The sequence below is a fragment of the Pseudonocardia yunnanensis genome, assembly GCF_039534065.1.
In the GTDB taxonomy this organism is placed as follows: Bacteria; Actinomycetota; Actinomycetes; order Mycobacteriales; family Pseudonocardiaceae; genus Pseudonocardia; species Pseudonocardia yunnanensis.
On sequence record NZ_BAAAUS010000034.1, the window covers coordinates 308174 to 329247 of the forward strand.

Here is a 21074-nt window from a genome sequence, read left to right on the forward strand (position 1 = left end):
GTGAGCCGGAAGCGCTCCACGTCACACGAGCGGCTCGTGCTGCCGGGTTGATCGTCCCCGCGCCGTTACGTACCGTCCGATCCATCCGTCCGAGAGACGTGGTTCGACGGCGCCGTAGCACCCTCGCTCTGCGAATCGGGTGCCCTGGCCGGAGTCGAGGGGGGCACGTGAGCTCGTTCTACCGCGCGACCGGCTGCCGCCACCGCTTGCACATCGACCTGCTGCGCGTCGCCGGCGCCTGCTGTCGGGCCTGAGTCCCTCCCGGGCCCCCTCCGCTCTCCCCGACTGTCGCGGCCGTCGCCGCGGAAAGTGGCACACCCTCATGTCCGCATCGGACGTCAGTTCCTCCCCGACGACATCGATCTCCCGGCGTGCTCCCCGCCGCCTGCTCGCCACGTCCGTGCTCGGTGCGGTCGCGGTGCTCGTGCTGGCCGCGTGCGGGTCCGGCGGCGCGGCATCCGGCGGCCCTGCTGCCGTCGGGCCACCACAGCCCGGCGGCACGCTGCGCTTCGCGGTGGGCAGCGATCAGGGCTGCGTCGATCCGCAGCAGGTGACCAGCAACGACTCGATCTACTCGATGCGCCAGATCGTCGACTCGCTCACCGACCAGGACCCCGTCACCGGGGAGATCAAGCCGTGGTTGGCCACCACCTGGCAGACCAGCCCGGACGCCACCTCGTACACGTTCACGCTGCGCGAGGGCGTGACGTTCAGCGATGGCACCCCGCTGGACGCCGACGCCGTGGCGGCCAACCTCGACAGGGTGCCGCAGCTGGGTGCGCGCGCCCCGCTGGCGAAGAGCTACCTGGCGAGCTACCAGAGCACCACCGTGACCAGCCCGACGACGTTCACGGTGTCCTTCAGCCGCCCCAACGTGCAGTTCCTGCAGGGCACCTCGACGTTCAGCCTCGGCATCCTCTCGCCCGCCTCGGTCGCCGAGAGCGACGACGAGCGCTGCGAGGGGGTGGTGGGGTCGGGCCCGTTCGTGCTCGAGAGCTACACCATGAACCAGTCGACGGTGCTCACCAAGCGGGCGGGCTACGACTGGGGCTCGTCGCTGTGGAAGCACCCGGGCGAGGCCTATCTGGACAGCATCGAGTTCCGCGTCGTCCCGGAGTCGGGCGTGCGGACCGGGAGCCTGCAGTCCGGCGAGGTCGACGCGATCAGCAGCATCGGCCCCCAGGACGAGGCTCCGCTCACGGCGGTGGGCGTCCGGCTGCTGGCGAGGGCGAACCCCGGCATCCCCTTCGGGATCTTCTTCAACCTGCAGAAGCCGATCGTGTCGGACCCCGCCGTGCGGGACGCGTTGTCGCTAGCGATCGACCGGCAGGAGGTGGCCGCCGCGGTCTACACCTCCCAGACCAAACCGGCGACCGGTGTGCTGGCGTCGAGCACGCCGTCGTACGCCGACGCATCGGCGCAGCTCTCGTTCAACGCGGCGAAGGCGGCCGCCACCCTCGATGCGGCCGGCTGGGTCCCCGGCCCGGACGGCATCCGGGCCAAGGCGGGGCAGCCGCTCTCGATCGAGCTGACGTTCTTCGCCAACGCGGCCACGAACAAGCCTGCGCTGGAACTCATCCAGCAGCAGGTCAGGAAGGTCGGGATCGATCTGCAGCTGCGGGAACGGCCGATCTCCGACCTGACGCCGGTGCAGCAGAGCGGTGACTTCGAGGCGACCTGGGGCAACACGACCCGCCCCGACCCGGACGTCCTGCGCACCTCCTACTCCACGGAGAGCGCCAACTTCTACCGGCTCCCACCGAGCCCGCTCGACCAGGTGCTGGCCGAGCAGGCCGCACAGCCCGACGCGGCCGAGCGAGCCGGGCTCGTCGGCCAGGCCCAGGGCCTGCTGTTGCAGCGCGACTACGCGGTGCCGGTGGTGGAGCTGACCACGGTGCTCGGCGTCGCGCAGAACACCCACGACGTCAAGTTCGACGCGTCGTCACGGATCGTCCTGCACGATGCCTGGAAGTCGGAGTAGCGCGATGGCCATCTATCTCGTCAGACGCGTCGCACTGGCGATCGGGGTGCTGTGGGCGGCGTTCACGGTCTCGTTCGTCGTCCTGTACCTGCTACCCGGCGACCCGGTGGCCACCATGGCCAGCGGTGGGCTCGACGGCGAGCCGCTCACGCCCGAGGCGCTCGACGCGCTGCGTGCCCGCTACGGCCTCGACCAGCCGTTGATCGTGCAGTACGGCACCCGTCTGTGGGACGCCCTGCACGGCGACTTCGGCACGTCCATCCAGTCCGGGAAGGACGTCGGGGACGCGATCCGCGAGTCCCTGCCACCGACGATCCAGATCTCGGTGGCCGGCCTGGCCTTCGCGATCGTGTTCGGCGGGGCTGTGGCACTCGTCGCGACCTACACCTCGGCCCGCTGGCTGCGGCAGCTGCTCATGGCCCTGCCGTCGCTGGCCGTGTCGCTGCCGGTGTTCTGGGTCGGACTGATGCTGGTGCAGGTCTTCTCCTTCCAGCTGCGGCTGTTGCCCTCGGTCGGGGCGAAAGGGCTCGAGTCGCTGGTGCTCCCGGCGGTCACTCTCGGCCTGCCGACCGGCGCGCTCGTGGCGCAGGTGCTCGCGAAGAGCCTCTCGGCCGCGCTCGACGAGCCCTATGTCGTCACCGCACGCGCCAAGGGCGCCGGACGCATTGCGATCCACCTGCGACACGCGCTGCGCAACGCGGCACTCCCGGCGCTCACCGTGCTCGGGTACGTGGTCGGCAACCTGCTGGCCGGCTCGGTGGTGGTGGAGACGGTGTTCACCCGACCAGGGCTGGGCAGGCTCACGGTCTCGGCCGTGAGCGTCCAGGACATCCCGCTGGTGCAGGGGATCGTCGTGTTCGCCGCCGCGGTGTTCGTCACGGTCAACCTGCTCGTCGACCTCATCTATCCGGTGCTCGACCCCAGGATCGCGACGGGAGCGGCGGTATGACCCAACTGCTGATCGGGAAACCTCTGGGCGAGGTCCCCCCGGGTTCGACCATTGCACAGCCAGTCGCCGCGACGCCGCGGGAGCGGGTGGCCCGCACGCTGCGCTTCTTCGTACGCAGGCCAGGGCTCGTCGTGTCGATCGTGTTCGTCGTGCTGGTGCTGGTCGCGGCATTCGCGCCCACGGTGCTGGCGAGCGGCGACCCGGCCGCGGGCGTGCCGGCGGACAAGCTCCAGGCGCCCAGCGCCGCCCACGTGTTCGGCACGGACTACCTGGGCCGCGACGTCTACACCAGGGTCGTCCACGGGGCGGCGCTCTCGCTGCAGGCCACGGTGATCGCGGTCGCCGTGGCGCTGGTGGTCGGTGGGCTCATCGGCCTGCTCGCAGGGTTCGTCGGGCGGTGGGTCGACGAGAGCCTGATGCGTGTGGTCGACGTGCTGATGGCGATCCCGGCGATCCTGCTGTCGCTGGCCCTGATCACGGCGCTGGGCTACGGCACGATCAAGGTGGCCATCGCCGTCGGCATCGCGAGCGTCGCGAACTTCGCGAGGGTGATGCGGGCCGAGACGCTGCGGATCCGGCAGTCGACCTATGTGGAGGCGGCACGCTCGGTGGGCACGCGGTGGCACGTCACGCTGGTGCGCCACGTGCTGCCCAACGCGGCCGGTCCCGTGCTGGTGCTCGCGGTGCTGGAGTTCGGCCTGGCGATCCTCGCGGTCTCGTCGCTGAGCTTCCTCGGCTACGGGGCGCCGCCGCCTGCTCCGGAGTGGGGGTCGCTCATCGCGGAGGGCCGCAACTACATCGCCGCCTCCTGGTGGCTGTGCGCGATGCCGGGGTTCGCGATCGCCGCGACCGTGCTGTCGGTCAACCGGATCTCCCGCGCCCTGGACGGGGAATGGAGCCGTACGTCATGAGCGCGTCATCCGCGGCCGCCGAGCCGTTGTTGCGGGTCGAGGGCCTCGACGTCGCCTACCGGACGGGCGGCGGGTTGCTGCATGCCGTTCGCGGTGCGTCGTTGACGGTGGCGCCCGGCGAAGTGGTGGCGGTCGTGGGGGAGTCGGGGTCGGGCAAGTCCACGCTGGCCCAGGCCGTGATCGGGCTGCTGCCGCCCAACGGCACGGTCGCACGGGGAAGCATTCGGCTCGCCACCGGACAGGGGCCGGCAGAGGAGCTGGCGGGCCTGTCGGAGAAGGCGATGCGGTCGATCAGGGGACGCCGGATCGGGCTCGTCCCGCAGGACCCGACGGTGTCGCTGAACCCCGTGCAGAAGATCGGCACGCAGGTGGCCGAGGCGCTGCGCGTGCACGGGCTGGCCGACCGGCGCCGGGCGGCGATCGACGCGATCGAGCTCCTGGCCAGGGCCGGGCTCCCCGACCCGCGGGTACGGGCCGGGCAGTACCCGCACGAGCTGTCCGGTGGCATGCGGCAGCGGGTGTTGATCGCGATCGCGGTGGCGGCGAACCCCGGGTTGCTCATCGCCGACGAGCCGACCAGCGCGCTCGACGCGACCGTGCAGCGTCGCATCCTCGACCACCTCGAGGAGCTCACGCGCGAGTCCGGCACCGCGGTGCTGCTCATCACCCACGACCTGGGGGTGGCCGCCGACCGCGCGGACCGGATCCTCGTGATGTCGGGCGGCAGGATCGTCGAGGAAGGGCCGGTCGGCTCGATCCTCGACTCCCCGTCGGACCCGTACACGCGCACGCTGCTGGCGAGCGCACCAGGCCTGCGGCCCGCGTCCACGGCGACGACGAGGGCACCCGCCCCCGCGGGCGACCCGCTCCTCGAGGTGCGCAACCTGGTCAAGGACTTCCCACTGCCCCGGGTGAACGGCCGCCGCGGCGTGCTGCGCGCCGTCGACGATGTCAGCTTCACCATCACCCGCGGCGAGACGCTCGCGTTGGTGGGCGAGTCGGGGTCGGGCAAGTCGACCACGGCGCGGCTCGTGCTGCGGCTCGCCGACCCGACGGCCGGGCAGGTGATCTTCGACGGCGCGGACATCACGCGAGTGAAAGGGAAGGACTGGCGGGAGCTGCGCAGGCGCGCGCAGCTGATCTACCAGAACCCCTACGCCTCGCTGGACCCGAGATTCAGCGTGGAGGACGTCGTCACCGAGCCCCTGCGGGCCTTCCGGGTCGGATCGGCCACCGAGCAGCGGCGTCGGGCCGCGGAACTGGTGGAGAAGGTGGCGTTGCCGGCCTCGGTGCTGGTGCGCAGGCCCGTCGAGCTCTCCGGCGGCCAGCGCCAGCGTGTCGCGATCGCAAGAGCGCTGGCGCTCTCACCCGACCTCGTAGTGTGTGACGAGCCGGTGTCGGCGCTCGACGTCTCGGTGCAGGCACAGGTGCTCGACCTGCTCGCGGAGCTGCAGGCAGCTGCGGGCTTGGCGTACCTGTTCATCTCCCACGATCTCGCCGTGGTGCGCAGGGTCGCGCATCGCGTGGGCGTCATGCGGGACGGGCGGCTCTTGGAGCTGCGCCCGACCACCGAGCTGTTCGACGCCCCGGGTGAGGACTACACCCGAGAGCTGCTCGCCGCCATCGCCGGGCGGCGCCGCGGCGCACCGACCCTGGAAGTGGGCACATGACGACTGCGACGACCGCTGGAACACAAGCCGTGGAGCGCACCGCGATCGACCGGGAGGAGACGCTGGGATGACGAGTCGCCCGGAGATTCCCCTGTCGATCCTGGATCTCGCGCCGGTGCCCGCGGGCGGCACCGCGGCCGACGCGATCCGCAACTCGATCGACCTCGCCAGGGCCGCAGAACGAGCGGGCTACCACCGGTTCTGGGTGGCCGAGCATCACGGGGTCACCGGCGTCGCGTCGTCGTCGGCACCGGTTCTGGTCGCGATGATCGCCGGGGCGACCGAACGGATCCGGGTCGGTTCCGGCGCCGTGCTGATGCCTCCCGCGCTGCCGCTGGCGGCCGCCGAGCAGATGGGTGAGATCGCCGCTCTGCACCCCGGACGGATCGACCTGGGCCTCGGGCGCACCGGCCCGCCCCGGCGCCGGTCGCCCGCTGCGCAGCCGGCTTCTCCCGCTCCGGGGGGCAACCCGCCGGAGGACCGGGTCGTCGACGGCCTCCTGATCCCGGCCCCGGCCCCGGGCGGCCGGATCCCGGCGCGGGTGGCCGTGCTCGCACCCCTGGTCGGCATCAGCCTCGACGACCAATCGGCGGAATACGCGCAGCAGGTGGCCGAGATCCTGTCCTACCTGGAGGGCACGGCGATCGCTGCGGACGGCCTGCCGCTGCACGTGATCGCGGCCGAGGGCGCGGATCTCGAGGTCTGGGTGCTCGCGGCCAGCGGGGGCGACAGCGCGACCACTGCGGGTGCGGCAGGTCTGCCGCTCGCTGCCGCGTACCACGTCGTGCCGTCGTCGGTGCTGGACACGCTCGAGGCGTACCGCGCGGCGTTCCGGCCCGGGACGGGTCCGCGCCGCCTGGAGCGGCCGTACGTCGCGGTCTCGGCCGACGTCGTGGTGGCGGACGACGACGCCACCGCCGAGGAGCTTGCGGCGCCCTACGGGCAGTGGGTTCTCGGCATCCGGAGGGGTCTGGGTGCGGAGCCGTACGTGACGCCGGATCAGGCGAGAGCGCGTGTGTGGACCGACGAGGAACGGGCCGCGGTGGCCGACCGGGTGGCCACACAGATCGTCGGCTCGCCGTCCAGGGTGGTGGAGAAGCTGTCGACGCTGGCGCGGGTGACAGGGGCCGACGAGCTGATCGTGACGACGATCACCACCGAGCACGCCGACAGGGTGCGCAGCTACGAGCTACTCGCGAAGGCCTGGGCCGCTGGATGAGGAGGCATGATCCTGGCATGAACCGAGATCGCCCGGCGTTGGAACAGGTATGACGAGCACTTTGCCAGACCTGGTGCGCGGCTGGAGCAGCTGGCACCGCGAGCGCGAGGAGGAGCTGCGCGCTCCGCACGGTTGGCTGAGCCTCACCGCCCTGCACTGGCTCACGCCGGAGCCCGCCGGCTTCGACGGGATCCCGGGCCTGTGGAGCGCCACCCCGGATGGCGTGGTGGTCACGGCCACCGCCGCCGACGGGCTCGTTGTCCGCTCGGTACGGGAGCCCCGCCCGATCGACGGCACGGTCACTCTGCACCCCGTGGACGGCCTGCCCGGCTCTCTCGTCGAGAGGGGCGACGCGGTCATCGAGGTCGTCCGCCGCACCGACTCCCACGCGATCCGCGTGCGCGACCCCGAGGCGATCACGCGCACGGCTTTCACGGGTGTGCCGACGTTCCCCGTGGACGAGTGCTGGGTGCTGGACGCGCGGTTCGAGCCCTACGCCGACCTGCGCCCGGTCACCGTGGACGCCGTGGTGGAGGGGCTCCACCACTACCTGACGGCCGTGGGTGAGGTGCGCTTCGAGCTCTACGGGCAGGAGCACGTGCTCGTCGCCATGGCGGGGAAGGCCGGTGGCTTGTCGCTGCACTTCCGCGACGCCACCTCGGGCGACTCCACCTACCCGGGCGGCCGGGTCGTGCGCACGGACGACCCTGCACCTGACGGCACGCTGACCCTGGACCTGAACCGGGTGGTCAACCTGCCGTGCGCGTTCACGGACTTCGCCACCTGCCCGCTGCCGCCTGCCGGCAACGTGCTGTCGGTGGCAGTGGAGGCGGGGGAGCGCAGCCCGCTGCGGCCCGATCGCGCGTAGCCGCCTACCGGCCCTGTAACCACTGCGAGCCGCACGTCAACGCCCCGCCGAGGGCGCTGAGGTGCGGCTCGCAGTTTTCTCCGCGCTGTTCTACTTGGCCCAGGCTCCGCCGGACATCGCGGCCGACCGCGTGCGGAAGCCCGCGGTACCCGCGACGATGTCGCGCCGGATCTCGGCCTTGGTGCGTCCCGTGGTCAGGACCGTCGGGCCGAGGGCCCTGGCGATCTGCCGCAGGACCGGCACGGTGAACCGGGCGTCGTGCTGGTGCAGGTAGTCGTCCACCTCGCCGGGCGTGCCGAGGCGGTTGATCTCCGCCACGTCCGCGCTGACGTCCACCTCGGGGCGGGGCCTGCGGGTCGGGGCGCTGGAACGGGTGCTGGCCGCGTGCGGGGCGCGACGGAAGACGAGCTCGCCGCGTCCGGCGGCGAGGTCGTCGAGCTGCTGCGGGGTGAGCGTCCTGACCATCTCCGTGGCCTGCTGAAGGGCCGCGGTGAGCGGGGCGGTGGTCGTCGTGCCTGTCATGCAGCGATCCCTTCGAGGCGGCCTGAGAGCTCGGAAACCATGTCGCGCAGCTCGCGCGTCTGGGCGCGGCCGGTGCCGCCGAGGATCACCGGCACCCCGTGCTCGGGCGCGGGCCCGTAGACCGACTTGCTGTCCCGCATGGTCGTGGCGAAGGTCGGCACCTCGCGAGCAACGATGCGGCTGATGACGCTGCGCTGGGCCTCGATGGGCGCTCCGTCGTGGTTCTGGACCATCGTGAAGACGACCGCGGCTGCGGGGCGCTCGACGGGCACCGGGGAGTAGTCGTTGTACTCCTCGATGAAGGCCCGGATCTTCAGTCCGAGCGAGTCGATGCCGTTGGTCGACAGGTAGTCCGGCTTGGTGGGGATCAGCAGTAGGTCGCTCGCCGCCACGGCGTTCTTCGCGATGAGGCCGAAGTTCGGCGCGCAGTCGATCAGCACGACGTCGTAGTCGGCGAAGGCCGGGTGGACAAGGCCGTCGCGCAGCCGCCCGTGCAGTTCCGCGAAGCGCTTGGGCTCGCCCAGGAGCTCCGCGGCCAGCTCGGTCTCGATGTCGGAGAGGTCGCGGTGCGCGGCGATCAGGCCGAGCGTTCCGCTGCTGCGAGCGAGCTTGTCGTGGACACGTGGCGGCGACGAGACGAGAGATGATGGATCTGCCATCGCCTCCGTCGTGCCGATGCCGTCGAACCAGTGCTTGATGGTCCTGCTCGGCAGCAGGTCGGCCGTCCACTCGCTCTGGGTGAAGAACGAGACCGTCAGGCTGGCCTGTGCGTCCAGATCGACGAGCAGCACCTTCTGACCCCGGGCTGCGAGCCCGGCGCCGAGGTTGGCGGTGAGGGTGGTTTTACCCACTCCGCCTTTGTGGTTGATGATCGAGATGACCTTCACCGTTCTCCTCCCCGCGTCACGCGGCGGGAACGATGCCATACGGCCCGAACCGCCCCGCTCCTAGGTCACTGCGTGTCGTGTAGCCCATTCGGTGGGCGACGACGGGCTGTTGAGGGCGGAGCGGGGCCGTGCGCGCGGGCGGTCGCCGGGCGGGAAATCGCGATCGCGTTCCACGGCGCTCCGGTGCGCCACGGACGGATGTTCCGAACCGATCCGGGTGCGGTCCGACGCGCCGGGGCGCGACGGCATCGCGAGCGCACGGCGCCGGAGTTGCCCGGCGTGCCCGGCTTCTACCGGAGGTGCAGGTGAGAGGCCCGTTGCTCCCGTACGGGCGTGCCGTCCGGGTCGCCCGCGATGATCGGGAGCAACATCAGCAACTCCCGTCGCGCAGACACTGGGTGATCACGCGGTTACGGTATGGATCGGAGGCGCTTCGCACCGTCGATCGGGCCGCCTTCACAAGGGTGTGGGAACTGAAGGAAAGGGCACCCGAATCGTCTGGCGGCATCTGTTGCTCCGACCCGCCGAGCGGGCCCGAGCCGAGGGAGCGATCGGCGTGTCCGACCATCCACGCCGATGGGAACCTTCGATAAACCACCCGGTCGGATGACAGTGGTTGTCCACCGTATGGGATCGAAGCGGGTAGTAGTCGGCACTCCTGTGACACCAGGGACGCCCGGTGACCGGCCCGGCGTCATACATCGGAACCGGTCGCCCGGGCGTTACCTCGCGTCGTCGTCGTACTCGGGCACGATCTCGCGCTGCTCGGCGACGTCGGCCGGGTTGGCCTCCAGCGGCAGGCTGCCGGGGTCCTCGCCGATGTCGGCCCTGTCGTCGTCATCCACGGGCTGGCGCTGCTCGGCCACGTCGGCGTCCGGATCCTCGATTCCCATGGTCCGTACCTCTCGTCGTCTCGGTCGTCGGGGCGGGGCGGGGCGGGGCGGCCGGTCAGGCTGCCGGAGTCGCCGTCTGGGTGGTCTGGGTGAGGATCGCCGCGGCGAGTGGCGAGACGACCGTGTGGTTGATGGCATGGCCCATTCCCGGAATCCGGACCAGGCGGGCCTGGCCGAGGGTCCGGACGAGGTGGCCGGAGTGCGGCGGCGGGTACGCGGGGTCCTCCGGTGCCTCGATCACCAGAGTCGGCACCGTGACGGTGGCGAGCTCGGCGCCGCGGTCCAGCCCGCTGGTGTCCATGCGGGCGTGAGCGACCACGGCGTCGGTGCGGCCGGCATGCGCGACGACGCGCTCCTCCAGCGCACGGAACTCGGCAGGGTCGAACGGGGTGCCGGAGCCGTTGAGCAGCCGCCAGTGCTCCACACGCCAGCGGAGCTCGCCCTCGGCGTCGCGGGGGTCGTCGAGCTCCCCCCACAGCCGCAGCAGGGCGGTATCGGGGTCGGGGAGCTCCGGTGCGCCCTGCATCGCCAGGGCGCCCGTGCAGAACAGGGTGGCTGAGGCGAGCCGCTCGGGGTGGTCGAGCAGCATCAGCTGCACGAGCATGCCGCCCATCGACATGCCCACGACGTGGGCCCGTGGAACCTCGAAGGCGTCGAGGACGGCGACGGCGTCGTTCGCGAGATCGGTGATCCCGTACGGCTCCTCCTCGAACATGGCGGAGGAGCGGCCGGTATCGCGATGGTCGTAGCGAATGACCCGGTGATGTTCCGTGAGCAGATCGATCAGAGCGTCCGGCCAGGCCATGCCGGACGAACCGGCTCCCATCACCAGCAGCAGCGGCTCACCGGGTTGCGGGCCTGTCGAGGGGATGTCCTCCGCCCAGAGCCGGACGCCCGGGGCGACATCGACGTAGCGTTCCACGGGCACAGCCTGCCGGTCGGCAGTGGTGCGTGTCGATCCGGAGGGCACACGAACTCGCCCGCCGTGGCCGGTCCCGGCGTGAACGCCGGGTACCAGTCACGGGCCGAAGCGTCGGGTCCGCTCTCGCGGTGCCTGACGCAGGTGGTGGTGCGGGTCTACTTCAGGGCGTCGAGCAGCGCCTGGCGCTGGCGCTCGCCGAGCCCGGCTGCGCGCCGGGAGGCGTCGATACCCGTCTGCTCGAGCAGCGCGGAGACCTTGGCCGGCCCGTAGCCAGGGAGGCTCTTGAGCAGGTCGGCCACCTTCGTCTTCCCGACGACCGTGTCGGACTTCGCGCGGTCGAGTACCGCCGGGATGGTCTGCTCCCCGCGGGCGATCGCGTCGCGCAGCTCCTTGCGGGCAGTGCGGGCAGCGGCGGCCTTCTTCAGGGCCTCAGCGCGCTGCTCTGGCGTAAGCGTGGGCAGTGCCATGTCGTGGTTCTCCTCTCCGTGCGGACACCGCGAATCGGATGTCCGCAGGTCATCTTCACTGCTCAGCCTGACAGAACCGTGCAACGCCACGCACAACCACCCCTCGCGGCGGGTCCTTGTGCGTCCCCCGAATGGGCGTACCGGCCCAGGTACGAGAGGGGGTCGAGCCGCGTGGCGCGCGACCCACACCTCGCCGTCCGCGTCGACGGTGGAGGCCGCCGGGATTACCCGCCCTGACCTCGACGAAACGCCTGCGGGTACGTCCCGACCCGGGAGGTACGTCCTTTCGGGTCAGACCGTGGCGTCCTCGGCTCGCTTCTGCGGCGTCGGCGCGGCGGTCTCCGTGTCGCGGTCGGCCGGCTCGCCCGAGCCGTGGTCGTCGTCGAGCATCGTGGCCTCGTCGAACGGCTCGGCACCGCTCAGCACGCGGTCGGCGCGCTCGCGGTCGAACTCGCCGACCCAGTTGCCGATCAGGACGGTGGCGACGGCGTTGCCTGCGAAGTTCGTGACCGCGCGGGCCTCCGACATGAACCGGTCGATCCCGACGATGAGGCCGACGCCGTCGACGAGGTCCGGACGGTGCGAGGCCAGCCCGCCCGCGAGCGTGGCGAGCCCGGCGCCGGAAACACCGGCCGCACCCTTGGAGGCGATGATCATGAAGAGCAGAAGCGCGATCTGCTCGCCGATCGACATGGGCCTGCCGAGCGCGTCGGCGATGAAGATCGACGCCATCGTCAGGTAGATCGCGGTGCCGTCGAGGTTGAACGAGTAGCCGGTCGGGACCGTGATTCCGACGACGGGACGGGAGATGCCGACGTGCTCCATCTTCGCGATCAGCCTCGGCAGCGCCGATTCGGACGACGAGGTGGAGACGATGAGCAGGAACTCCCTGCTCAGGTAGCGCAGCAGCGAGAAGATGTTCATCCCGGCGCCGAGCCGCAGCACGAGCCCGAGCACGCCGAACACGAAGATCGCGCAGGTCAGGTAGAACGCAGCCATCATCTGGAACAGCGCGATGACCGCCGACCAGCCGGTCTCGCCGACGACTGCCGCGATCGCCCCGAAGGCGCCGATCGGGGCCGCCCACATGACCATCGCGAGCACCCGGAAGACGAGCCGCTGGACGTGCTGCACACCGCGCAGGATCGGCTCGCCCGAGCGCCCGAGGGCCTGCACCCCGAAGCCGACCAGCAACGCCACGAACAGCGTCGAGAGCACGCTGTCGCCGACCAGCGGGGAGAAGAGCGTGGTCGGGATGATCCCGACGAGGAAGTCCGACAGCGACTCGGCCTCGGGCGCCGTGTAGTGCGCGGCCTCGCCGAGCTGCAGCCCGGTGCCGGGCTGCAGGATGTTGCCGACGACGAGCCCGATCGCCAGCGCGAACGTGGACATGCCGATGAAGTACGCCAGCGCGAGCCCGCCGACCCGGCCGACGGTGGCTGCCTTTCGGATCGACCCGATGCCGAGGACGATCGTGCAGAAGATGACCGGGGAGATCATCATCTTGATCAGGTTCACGAACGCCGTGCCGAGGGGCTTGAGGTCCTTGCCCAGTGCGGGCGAGACGAGACCGATGACGATGCCCAGTACAACCGCGGCGATCACGGCGATGTAGAGGTAGTGGGTCCGGTCCTTCTTGGGCGGTGTTTCGGTGGTTGACACGTGTCCTCCGGGGAGCCGACGGCAGCGTCGGACGTTGCGCCGGCACCCGTGTACCGGCAACTATCGCGGCGACTATGCGGTGCGACGTGGTGGCCGTCACCATTTCGTTCATTTCGTACGACGGGCGGTGACGACGGTGGCCAGGCGACGGAGCCGGTGGAGCCTCGCCGGCCAGCTCTTCGCGCTCCAGGCGGCGATCGTGGTGATCGTGCTGACGGGGGTCGCGGCGGCCACGTACGTCCAGTTCGACGAGACCAACCGCGACGCGACCGCGGAGGAGATGCTCGGTATCGCGCACACCCTCGCCGCCTCGCCCGACGTGCGCGCCGCCCTCGCCGCCCGCGACCCGGTGGCCGTTCTGCAGCCGCTCGCCGAGCGGATCCGGATCGACACCGCCACCGACTTCGTCGTCGTGATGCGGCTGGACGGCATCCGTCTCTCGCACCCGAACCCGGCCGAGATCGGGCAGGTCTTCCAGGGCACGATCGAGCCGGCAAAGCACGGGGACCAGCAGTTCACGGAGACCTACACCGGCACCCTCGGTCCCTCGGTGCGCGCCGTCGTCCCGGTTCTGGACCATGGGACCGTCGTGGCGCTGGTGTCGGTCGGGCGCACGGTCGCGAAGGTGTCACGGGAGCTGCAGCGCGAGATGCCGTGGGTGCTCGGGGCGGCGGGCGTGGCGCTGCTGCTCGCCGCGGCCGGGTCGTGGCTGGTGAGCCGGTGGCTGCGGCGCAGCACCCATGACCTCGGGCCGGCCGAGCTGGCGCGCATGTACGAGTACTACGACGCGGTGCTGCACGCCGTTCGGGAGGGTCTGCTGCTGCTCGACCGCTCAGGACGGGTGCAGCTGGTCAACGACGAGGCCCAGCGGCTGCTGGCGCTGCCCCCCGACGCGCAGGGCCCTCGCGTCGACGAGATCGGGCTGCCGACAGAGCTGGGGGCCGCGCTCGCCACCGGTGAGGCGCGCGATGACGAGATCCATCTGACGGCCGACCGGATCGTGGTGGTGAGTCAAGGAGCTGCCCGGTGGGCCGGACGGCACCTCGGCACCGTGGTGACGCTGCGCGATCACACGGAGCTGCGTGCCCTGGTCAGCGAGCTACAGACGATCCGCGGTTTCGCCGACTCGCTCAACGCCCAGGCCCATGAGGCGGCCAACCAGCTGCACACCGTGATCTCGCTGATCGAGCTCGGCCGACCGGACGACGCACTGGAGTTCGCGGCGTCCGAGCTCGCCGTGTCCCAGCAACTCACCGACGCCGTGCTGGCCGGGATCGCCGTGCCCGAGTTGGCGGCGCTCGTCGTCGGGAAGGCGGCAGAGGCGGGGGAGCGGGGCGTCACGCTGCAGGTGGCCGAGGGCACCCGGGTGCCGGCCGGGATCGCTGACCCCCGCGATCTCGTCACGATCGTGGGCAACCTGCTCGACAACGCGATCGACGCCGCCGAGGACGCCCCTGCACCTCGCTGGGTCCGGATCGCCGCCTGCGTCACCGGCGACGCCGTGGAACTGCGGGTGGCCGACAGCGGCCCCGGGATCGCCGCAGGCGACGCCGAGCGCGCCTTCGAGCGTGGCTGGAGCACGAAGCCGCACGACGGGCTGGGCCGCGGCCTGGGGTTGGCGCTGGCCCGGCAGGCGGCCCAGCGCCATGGCGGGTGGGTTCGGCTGCGCACGTCCGATGGGGACGACCCCGGCCGGAACACGCCCGAGCTGGGATCATCCGAAACGGACGGAGCCGATGTGGACCGATCCGAAGGGGACCGCGCGCGGGGCGCCGAGTTCGCCGTGCACCTGCCGCTGGTGAGGGCATGATCCGCACCCTGATCGTCGAGGACGACCCCATCGCGGCCGCCGCTCACGCCAGCTACGTCGGCCGCGTGCGCGGCTTCGAGATCGTGGGGAGCGCGGGTTCGGGGGCCGAGGCGCTGCGGCTGCTCGACAGCCGCACGGTGGACCTCGTCCTGCTCGACGTCCACCTGCCCGACACCAGCGGGCTCGAGGTGTTGCGCCGGATGCGGGCCGCAGGCCACACCACCGACGTCATCATGGTGACGCGGGCGCGCGACCTCGCCGTGGTTCAGGCGGCGATCTCCTTCGGCGCCACGCAGTACCTGGTCAAGCCGTTCACGTTCAGCGCGGTGCGCACGAAGCTGGAGGGTTTCCTGGAGTACCGGTCGCGGCTCGGCGCGGGCCCGATGGTCGCGCAGGAGGATGTCGACGGCCTGTTCCACACCCTGCGCGCTCCCGCTCCCGCCGGCGGCCTCCCGAAGGGCGTGAGCCGTGAGTCCCTCGACGCTGTGGCCCGCCGGCTGGCCGCTGCCGGGGATGCCGGGCTCACCGCCGCCGAGGTGGCCGAGGGTCTCGGGGCGTCCCGGGTGACGGCCCGGCGCTATCTCGAGTACCTGGCTGAGGCAGGACTCGCCGAGCGGCACTCCCGGTACGGGAGCACCGGCCGTCCACAGGTGGAGTACCGGTGGCGGGCCGCCGGAGTACCCGGAGGACGAGCAGTTCCCGGTGGCGCGGTGCCCTGACCGGTGGCGCCGCCCGTCCCGCTGATCAGTTGCAGGACGCGGCGAGCGACTGCGGCTGCGAGGCGTCCGAGGAGCCGGAGGAGTCCGGGGCGGCCTTGGTCGTGGTGGTGGTTGTGCTGCCCGACCTGCCCTTGGTGGTGGTCGGCGCGGTACTCGGGTCGGCCGCGGGGTTCGGCGCCGCACTCGCGGCAGGCGGTGGCGGCTTGTTGATCGAGTTCTGCACGACCTCGCGCATGTACTCGAAGTCCGGCCACAGGGTGTTGAACTTGCCGTCGTCCTCATTGGGGTCGGGCAGGTTGGGGTCGAACGACACGCTCTCCAGCGACAGGTTGCCGTTGCCTGCGAGCGACACCAGTTGGGGCAGGACCTGCTGCGGGAGGTTCGTCGCCACGCTGTTCGTGGTGGCCTTTGCGACGCCCTGGAAGTTCGTCAGCAGGTCGGCGGGGCTCTTCTGCTCCAAGATGTACTGGAGCAGGCAGCGCTGGCGGCCCATCCGCGTGTAGTCGTCGGAACCGGTGCGGGAGCGGGCGAACGCGAGCGCCTGCTCGCCGTTGAGGTTCTGCACGCCCGCGGGGATGTAGTAGTCGGGCGCCACGTGTTGGCCGCTCGGGGTGATGCCGCCGACCGGGAGCCGGTTGGGTCCGACATCGACGGTCAGGCCGCCGAGCGCGTCGATGATCGACGCGAAGCCCGCCATGTTGACCTCGACGTAGTAGTCCAACTGCACGCCGAGCATGTACGAGACGGTCTGGTGCAGCAGGTTCAGCCCTGGATCGGCGGTGGGCCCTGACGGTGCGAGCGCGGGGTACTCGAGCCCGTAGGCGTACACGGCGTTGAGCAGGTAGTTGCCCGACAGCGGGTCGGACTCGTCGTAGAAACCGTCGGGGAACTTCTCCTCCATCGGCGACCCCGGGGGGAACTGGGCGTGGCCGATGTTGCGGGGGAGCGCGAAGAGCGTGGTGCGGCTGGTCCTGGTGTCGATGCTCGCCACCATCATGGTGTCGGTACGGGTGCCCTTGCGGTCCGGCCCTGCGTCACTACCGACCATCAGGATGTTGAGCCGCGGCTTGGCGATGGCTTCGGCCACAGCGGTGCCGCCCCCACCGGTGAACAGCGAGTCGAGCAGGGAGCGCTGCGAGTTGGCGAGGTTGGCGCCGAACCCGAGCGGCGCTGCGACCACGAGGCAGAGCGCAACCACCACTCCCACGCCGAGTGCCTGCTGACCGGCGGCCAGCCGCGACGGCCGGGCCAACATGTACGTGCGGACGATGACGGCCATCCAGGCCACCGCGGCGACCACACAGCCGATCGCGATGATCGTGAGCACGCGCGTGGACAGCAGGTTCTCGAGGATGGCCGACCGGCGTGCACTGACCCCGAGCGCCACGAGGAAGACGATGGCCAGCAGGAACACACCGAGGATCAGTGCGCCGGTGCGTTGCCGGCGGAGCATCAGGTGGCCCGAGCCCGGGGCCACTGTGGACGCGGCCGTGGCGAGCAGCGCCCGGCCGAGCGTGCGGCGAGGGCGGCCGGTACCGGCGCGGCGCCGGGCACTTCGCGAAACGGTGGCGCCCGTGGCGGTCGAGCCGGCCGCGGAGGACACGCGCTTCGGACCCACCCGGGAGGAGCCGCTCCTCGTCGACGTGGGTGCCGCCTTTGCCGCGGAGCGCGTGGCGCCGGATCCCTTCGTCGCAGGGATCATCGTGGTGTCGGACTTCGTGGTGGGGGTCGCCCGCCCGATCGTCGACCCCCCCGAGCGTGCGGAGTGCGTCCGCGGCGTGGTGGTCCTGGTGCCGGGGCTCTTCGGTCGGGGCGGGGCGGTGCTGCCGGGGTGCGGCGTCGCCGACGACTTGCGCTCATGGGCCAGCCGGGGCTGAGGCCGCGTCGGTAGCTCGGAGTCGTTGGCGCGCTCGACGCGCCGGGGCGGCATGGGCCGGGGCGGGGCGTCTGCGGACCTGGGCGTCCGGCGCGGCGGTGGCTCGGCGTGGCGGGGCGGTGCGGGGTGCTGTTCGCGCTCGCTGCGCCGCGGCCACGGCTGTTGTGGGGGCATGTGTTGTCCGCCGCCGCGGGGAGTGCGCCGGCTTTCATCGTTCACCGTGCCCACTCCCTGCATCCGAACGAATAGGGGAACAACCAAGGACTCGGCGGTGAGCCCGCCGGAGCCTACTGCCCGTGACAAGTCGCTCCACGGCGCACCTCGGTGGGAGGAAATTCGCCCAGCTGGTACCCCATTCCGGTGAGACGTTCGGACCCCCGCCGTGGTTCCCGGGAGGGCGGGCCGAAAGCCCGAGCCGCAACCCGGCACCTGCGGCCGACGGAAGGCCGTCATGGCGCGCGTCATTCGGTGCGAGTTGAGAATTATCGCACGTCGTGGTCGGCTTGACCTGGTGGCCCCACTGGCGCTCCACTGACCGCGTGCCCGATCAGCGCAGCCGCGCAGCGGCCGAACAGCGGGGCGGTGCGCCCGCCGCCGGGCCCGGCGATACAGCCGCAGGTCAGCACGGGCATACGGCCGTCGGCGAGCGCAGTGGCGCTGCGGCCGGGCAAGCCGGACGCGCGGCGGCCGTCGTCCTCGCCGGAGGCAGCGGCACGCGCGTCGGCGGCGAGAGCAACAAGGTCTACCTGCCCGTCGCGGGGCGCATCATGATCGGCATCTCGCTGAACACGTTCGCGGCGCTGCCCGAGATCGGCCCGCTCGTTCTCGTCGTGCGGGCGGAGGACCGTGAGCTCGCCGGTCGGGTGATCGACCGCGAGGTGGACGCTGCCGTGGAGGTCGTGACCGGGGGTTCGACCCGTCAGGAGTCCGAGCTCGCCGGTCTGCGACAGCTGGCTGACCGCATCCGCGACGAGCACATCGACACGGTGCTCATCCACGACGGCGCCCGACCGTTCGCCGGCCCATCGCTCGTCCGCGAGGTGTTGCGGGTGGCGCGGGAGTGCGGGGGCGCGGTGCCGGGCCTGCCCCGTGACGATCTCGCCGCGGCGGGGCCCGGCGGACGCGGGCTCGCCGGTCCGGCGCCGGAGGGTCTCGTGGCAGTGCAGACGCCTCAGGGGTTCTCGGCCGCGCCGCTGCTGGCGGCCTACGAGCAGGCCGCTCGGGAGGGCTTCGCGGGCACCGACACGGCGTCCTGCATGCACCGCTTCGCCCCGGCTGTGCCGATCCGATGGGTCGCGGGCGAGGCCCGCAACTTCAAGATCACCTATCCCCACGACCTCGTACTGGCACAGGAGGTGGCGGCCCCACTCTTCGGAGACCACGAGAAAGTGTGACGGCTGTCCCTCGAGAGGTTTCGGTTCACGGAAACGGGTATCGACCCAACGCCGGAAGTGGCAGACCCGATCAGTCGGGTCGAGGTCAGGAGGTGTCGGGTGCCTTTCGATGGGGCGCAGGTGTCGGTGGAGGTCCGGGGGTCGCGGTTGCGTGTGGTCCGGTTGGCGGGGGTACTCGACCCCGCGACGATCACCAGAGTGTCGAATGTGGCCGGAGCGCAGCTGGGGCTGTGCACCGGGCATGTGGTGATCGACCTGGGCGAAGTGCGATTCTTCGGTACCGACGACTTCACCGCGCTGGTCGCGGTGGAGGACGCGGCTGCCGCCGTAGGACTGCGGCTGCACCTCTGCGGGCTGGCCGGGCGCGAGGCCCTGCTGCCTTCCGGGATCAGCGCTGCACTCGCCCGGTTCTCGATGTTCGCGACGGTTGAACACGCCGAACGCGAGTTGGCCGCCCGAGTGCCGGCCGTGGCGACCGCGGGCAAGTCGCGTGGTCTGTTCGTTCTACCGTGCCCCCCGCTGACCACCGACGTCGCCCGCGTCGCTCGGCCCGAGAAGCCGGTGGCCACAGCCTGAGCGAGAGAGCGGGCGTGCGCGCACTCCCGGGGGTGGCCCCCCGCGTCGAGGGCGTGCCGGGGCGGCATCACGATGGACGGCGACACGGTTCGTCCCGCCCCCGAGGAACGAGGTTCTGCCGATGCCGCTCACCGACGCCGCCGAGGTCGTTCTGGACGAGGCGTTCCGCGTCGGACCGGTTCCGCGCAGGCTCTTCGGTTCGTTCGTCGAACACATGGGGCGGTGTGTCTACGGCGGCATCCACGAACCCGGGCACGAGACGGCCGACGAGGACGGCTTCCGCCAGGACGTTCTGGAGCTGGCCGGCGAGCTGGGTGCGTCGGTCGTCCGCTATCCGGGCGGCAACTTCGTCTCCGGCTACCGCTGGGAGGACGGCGTCGGGCCCCGCGGTGACCGGCCCGTGCGGCTGGACCGGGCGTGGAAGGCCGTGGAGACCAACCAGGTGGGCACCGACGAGTTCCTGCGCTGGGTGCGCAGGCTCGGTGCCGAGCCGATGCTCGCGGTGAACCTCGGGACGCGGGGGATGCAGGAGGCCTGCGAGCTGCTGGAGTACTGCAACCACCCGGGCGGGACGGCCTGGTCGGACATGCGGATCCGCAACGGCGCCCGCGAGCCGCACGACGTCCGGCTCTGGTGCCTGGGCAACGAGATGGACGGCCCGTGGCAGATGGGGCACAAGACCGCGGCCGAGTACGGGCGCGTCGCGGCCGAGGCGGCGCGGGGGATGCGCAGGCTGGACCCACGGATCGAGCTGGTGGCCTGCGGCAGCTCGCACAGCAGGATGCCGACCTTCGGTGCGTGGGAGGCGGAGGTCCTCGAGCACACCTACGACCTCGTCGACTACGTGTCCCTGCACGCCTACTACCAGGAGCACGACGGTGACGCCGCGAGCTTCCTGGCCAGCGCCGTCGACATGGACCACATGATCGACGCCGTGGTCGCCACCGCCGATGCCGTGGGTGCCCGCCGGCGCAGCCGCAAGAAGATCAGGCTGTCGTTCGACGAGTGGAACGTGTGGTATCAGTCCCGGTTCGGCGGCGAGGATTCGTTGGAGTTCGCCGACACCCGAGCCCTGATCGAGGACGACTACAGCGCACTCGACGCCGTCGTCGTCGGCAACCTGCTGCTGGCGCTGCTGCGGCACTCCGATCGGGTGGCCATCGCCTGCCAGGCCCAGCTGGTGAACGTGATCGCGCCGATCCGCACCGAGCCGGGCGGCCCGGCCTGGCGGCAGAGCATCTTCGACCCGTTCGCGCTGACCGCGCGTCACGCCCGCGGCGACGTGCTGCAGGCGGCCGTCACCTCGCCGATGCTGCCGACGGGCCGGTACGGGGACGTCGCCCAGCTCGATGCCACCGCAACTCTCGCCCCGGCTCCGGACCCCAGCCTCGACCCCGCCGTTCCCGACCCGGCGGGCGCCGCGCTGTCGGTCTTCCTCGTCAACCGCTCGCCGGATACCCCGTTGCGCACATCCGTGCGGCTGCCGCGGGGCCGGTGGGTGCCGGTGGGCCACCTCGGTGTCGCCGCAGGCGAGCCGCGCGTCAACAGCGCCGCCGATCCCGACGCCGTGCGCGTCCGCTACCAGGAGCTGCCCGCGGTGCAGGAGGGCGTGGTGCAGGTGGAGCTGCCGGCCGCCTCCTGGTCGCTCCTGCGCTTCGCCGAACCCGCCGATCGCGAGCGGTAGTCCGCGTCGTGGTCACCTGACGCTGAACGGGCGCTCGCAGAACGGTGACATGTGTCCATGTCGC

19 protein-coding genes are annotated in these 21074 nt (G+C 71.5%); 12 read left to right on the plus strand and 7 right to left on the minus strand.

From position 1 onward, the window contains the following. Positions 1-322: 322 nt before the first annotated feature. The 6 genes from ABD743_RS30000 (at position 323) to ABD743_RS30025 (ending at position 7598) form a co-directional block, all read left to right on the plus strand. Positions 323-1981 (plus strand): ABC transporter substrate-binding protein, encoded by a 1659-nt coding sequence (locus tag ABD743_RS30000; RefSeq protein ID WP_344725718.1) that lies wholly within the window; start codon positions 323-325, stop codon positions 1979-1981. Positions 1982-1985: 4 nt separating this feature from the next. Continuing rightward, a complete protein-coding gene (locus tag ABD743_RS30005; protein WP_344725719.1) occupies positions 1986-2930 on the plus strand; it encodes an ABC transporter permease in 945 nt (314 codons plus the stop codon). Further along, positions 2927-3841, plus strand: a complete 915-nt coding sequence (locus ABD743_RS30010; protein WP_344725720.1) for an ABC transporter permease — start codon at positions 2927-2929, stop codon at positions 3839-3841. Before ABD743_RS30005 ends, ABD743_RS30010 begins: the two co-directional genes overlap by 4 nt. Beyond that, the gene (locus ABD743_RS30015; protein ID WP_344725721.1) at positions 3838-5511 is read left to right on the plus strand and encodes a dipeptide ABC transporter ATP-binding protein; all 1674 of its coding nucleotides are present in this window, start codon (positions 3838-3840) and stop codon (positions 5509-5511) included. The genes ABD743_RS30010 and ABD743_RS30015 overlap by 4 nt, the downstream gene beginning before the upstream one ends. Positions 5512-5578: 67 nt before the next feature. Continuing rightward, a complete protein-coding gene (locus ABD743_RS30020; protein WP_344725722.1) occupies positions 5579-6730 on the plus strand; it encodes an LLM class flavin-dependent oxidoreductase in 1152 nt (383 codons plus the stop codon). Between the two features lie 49 nt (positions 6731-6779). Continuing rightward, the gene (locus ABD743_RS30025; RefSeq protein WP_344725723.1) at positions 6780-7598 is read left to right on the plus strand and encodes a DUF1684 domain-containing protein; all 819 of its coding nucleotides are present in this window, start codon (positions 6780-6782) and stop codon (positions 7596-7598) included. 90 nt (positions 7599-7688) lie between these two features. Here the strand turns inward: ABD743_RS30025 and ABD743_RS30030 are convergent, their stop codons facing one another. From ABD743_RS30030 to ABD743_RS30055, 6 genes are all read right to left on the minus strand, one after another. Continuing rightward, positions 7689-8120: a hypothetical protein gene (locus ABD743_RS30030; protein ID WP_344725724.1), complete on the minus strand. Its 432-nt coding sequence runs from the start codon at positions 8118-8120 to the stop codon at positions 7689-7691. Then, positions 8117-9007, minus strand: a complete 891-nt coding sequence (locus tag ABD743_RS30035; protein WP_344725725.1) for a ParA family protein — start codon at positions 9005-9007, stop codon at positions 8117-8119. The genes ABD743_RS30030 and ABD743_RS30035 overlap by 4 nt, the downstream gene beginning before the upstream one ends. Positions 9008-9729: 722 nt before the next feature. After that, positions 9730-9900 carry a hypothetical protein gene (locus tag ABD743_RS30040; RefSeq protein ID WP_344725726.1) on the minus strand — a complete coding sequence of 57 codons (171 nt, stop codon included), beginning with the start codon at positions 9898-9900 and terminating at the stop codon, positions 9730-9732. Between the two features lie 55 nt (positions 9901-9955). Beyond that, the gene (locus tag ABD743_RS30045) at positions 9956-10822 is read right to left on the minus strand and encodes an alpha/beta fold hydrolase (RefSeq protein WP_344725727.1); all 867 of its coding nucleotides are present in this window, start codon (positions 10820-10822) and stop codon (positions 9956-9958) included. A gap of 155 nt (positions 10823-10977) precedes the next feature. Then, on the minus strand, positions 10978-11289 hold the full coding sequence (gene mihF, locus ABD743_RS30050) for an integration host factor, actinobacterial type (protein ID WP_241034699.1): 312 nt from the start codon (positions 11287-11289) through the stop codon (positions 10978-10980). Between the two features lie 291 nt (positions 11290-11580). After that, entirely contained in the window at positions 11581-12951 is a 1371-nt protein-coding gene (locus tag ABD743_RS30055; protein ID WP_344725728.1) for a cation:dicarboxylate symporter family transporter, read from the minus strand. A 136-nt stretch (positions 12952-13087) separates the two neighbouring features. Between ABD743_RS30055 and ABD743_RS30060 the strand changes: the two genes are divergently transcribed. Both ABD743_RS30060 and ABD743_RS30065 read left to right on the plus strand, forming a co-directional pair. Further along, positions 13088-14761, plus strand: coding sequence for a sensor histidine kinase (locus tag ABD743_RS30060; protein ID WP_344725729.1), 1674 nt, complete (start codon positions 13088-13090; stop codon positions 14759-14761). Further along, positions 14758-15480: a response regulator gene (locus ABD743_RS30065; RefSeq protein WP_344725730.1), complete on the plus strand. Its 723-nt coding sequence runs from the start codon at positions 14758-14760 to the stop codon at positions 15478-15480. The genes ABD743_RS30060 and ABD743_RS30065 overlap by 4 nt, the downstream gene beginning before the upstream one ends. A 25-nt stretch (positions 15481-15505) precedes the next feature. Here the strand turns inward: ABD743_RS30065 and ABD743_RS30070 are convergent, their stop codons facing one another. After that, a complete protein-coding gene (locus tag ABD743_RS30070) occupies positions 15506-17083 on the minus strand; it encodes an LCP family protein (RefSeq protein ID WP_344725731.1) in 1578 nt (525 codons plus the stop codon). Between ABD743_RS30070 and ABD743_RS30075 the strand changes: the two genes are divergently transcribed. The 4 genes from ABD743_RS30075 (at position 17055) to arfA (ending at position 21010) form a co-directional block, all read left to right on the plus strand. Continuing rightward, positions 17055-17357 (plus strand): hypothetical protein, encoded by a 303-nt coding sequence (locus tag ABD743_RS30075; RefSeq protein WP_344725732.1) that lies wholly within the window; start codon positions 17055-17057, stop codon positions 17355-17357. The genes ABD743_RS30070 and ABD743_RS30075 overlap by 29 nt on opposite strands. Positions 17358-17895: 538 nt before the next feature. Then, a complete protein-coding gene (locus ABD743_RS30080) occupies positions 17896-18750 on the plus strand; it encodes an IspD/TarI family cytidylyltransferase (protein WP_344725733.1) in 855 nt (284 codons plus the stop codon). Positions 18751-18849: 99 nt separating this feature from the next. Further along, positions 18850-19326: a hypothetical protein gene (locus ABD743_RS30085; protein ID WP_344725734.1), complete on the plus strand. Its 477-nt coding sequence runs from the start codon at positions 18850-18852 to the stop codon at positions 19324-19326. A gap of 121 nt (positions 19327-19447) precedes the next feature. Further along, positions 19448-21010 carry an arabinosylfuranosidase ArfA gene (gene arfA, locus ABD743_RS30090; RefSeq protein WP_344725735.1) on the plus strand — a complete coding sequence of 521 codons (1563 nt, stop codon included), beginning with the start codon at positions 19448-19450 and terminating at the stop codon, positions 21008-21010. Positions 21011-21074: the final 64 nt, after the last annotated feature.

Bases quoted from the DNA above. Each gene is read 5' to 3' on its own strand.
- ABD743_RS30005 (WP_344725719.1), top strand. From the start codon at position 1,986: ATGGCCATCTATCTCGTCAGACGCGTCGCACTGGCGATCGGGGTGCTG.
- ABD743_RS30030 (WP_344725724.1), bottom strand. From the start codon at position 8,120: ATGACAGGCACGACGACCACCGCCCCGCTCACCGCGGCCCTTCAGCAG.
- mihF (WP_241034699.1), bottom strand. From the start codon at position 11,289: ATGGCACTGCCCACGCTTACGCCAGAGCAGCGCGCTGAGGCCCTGAAG.
- ABD743_RS30025 (WP_344725723.1), top strand. From the start codon at position 6,780: ATGACGAGCACTTTGCCAGACCTGGTGCGCGGCTGGAGCAGCTGGCAC.
- ABD743_RS30020 (WP_344725722.1), top strand. From the start codon at position 5,579: ATGACGAGTCGCCCGGAGATTCCCCTGTCGATCCTGGATCTCGCGCCG.
- ABD743_RS30000 (WP_344725718.1), top strand. From the start codon at position 323: ATGTCCGCATCGGACGTCAGTTCCTCCCCGACGACATCGATCTCCCGG.
- ABD743_RS30015 (WP_344725721.1), top strand. From the start codon at position 3,838: ATGAGCGCGTCATCCGCGGCCGCCGAGCCGTTGTTGCGGGTCGAGGGC.
- ABD743_RS30010 (WP_344725720.1), top strand. From the start codon at position 2,927: ATGACCCAACTGCTGATCGGGAAACCTCTGGGCGAGGTCCCCCCGGGT.
- arfA (WP_344725735.1), top strand. From the start codon at position 19,448: ATGCCGCTCACCGACGCCGCCGAGGTCGTTCTGGACGAGGCGTTCCGC.
- ABD743_RS30040 (WP_344725726.1), bottom strand. From the start codon at position 9,900: ATGGGAATCGAGGATCCGGACGCCGACGTGGCCGAGCAGCGCCAGCCC.
- ABD743_RS30065 (WP_344725730.1), top strand. From the start codon at position 14,758: ATGATCCGCACCCTGATCGTCGAGGACGACCCCATCGCGGCCGCCGCT.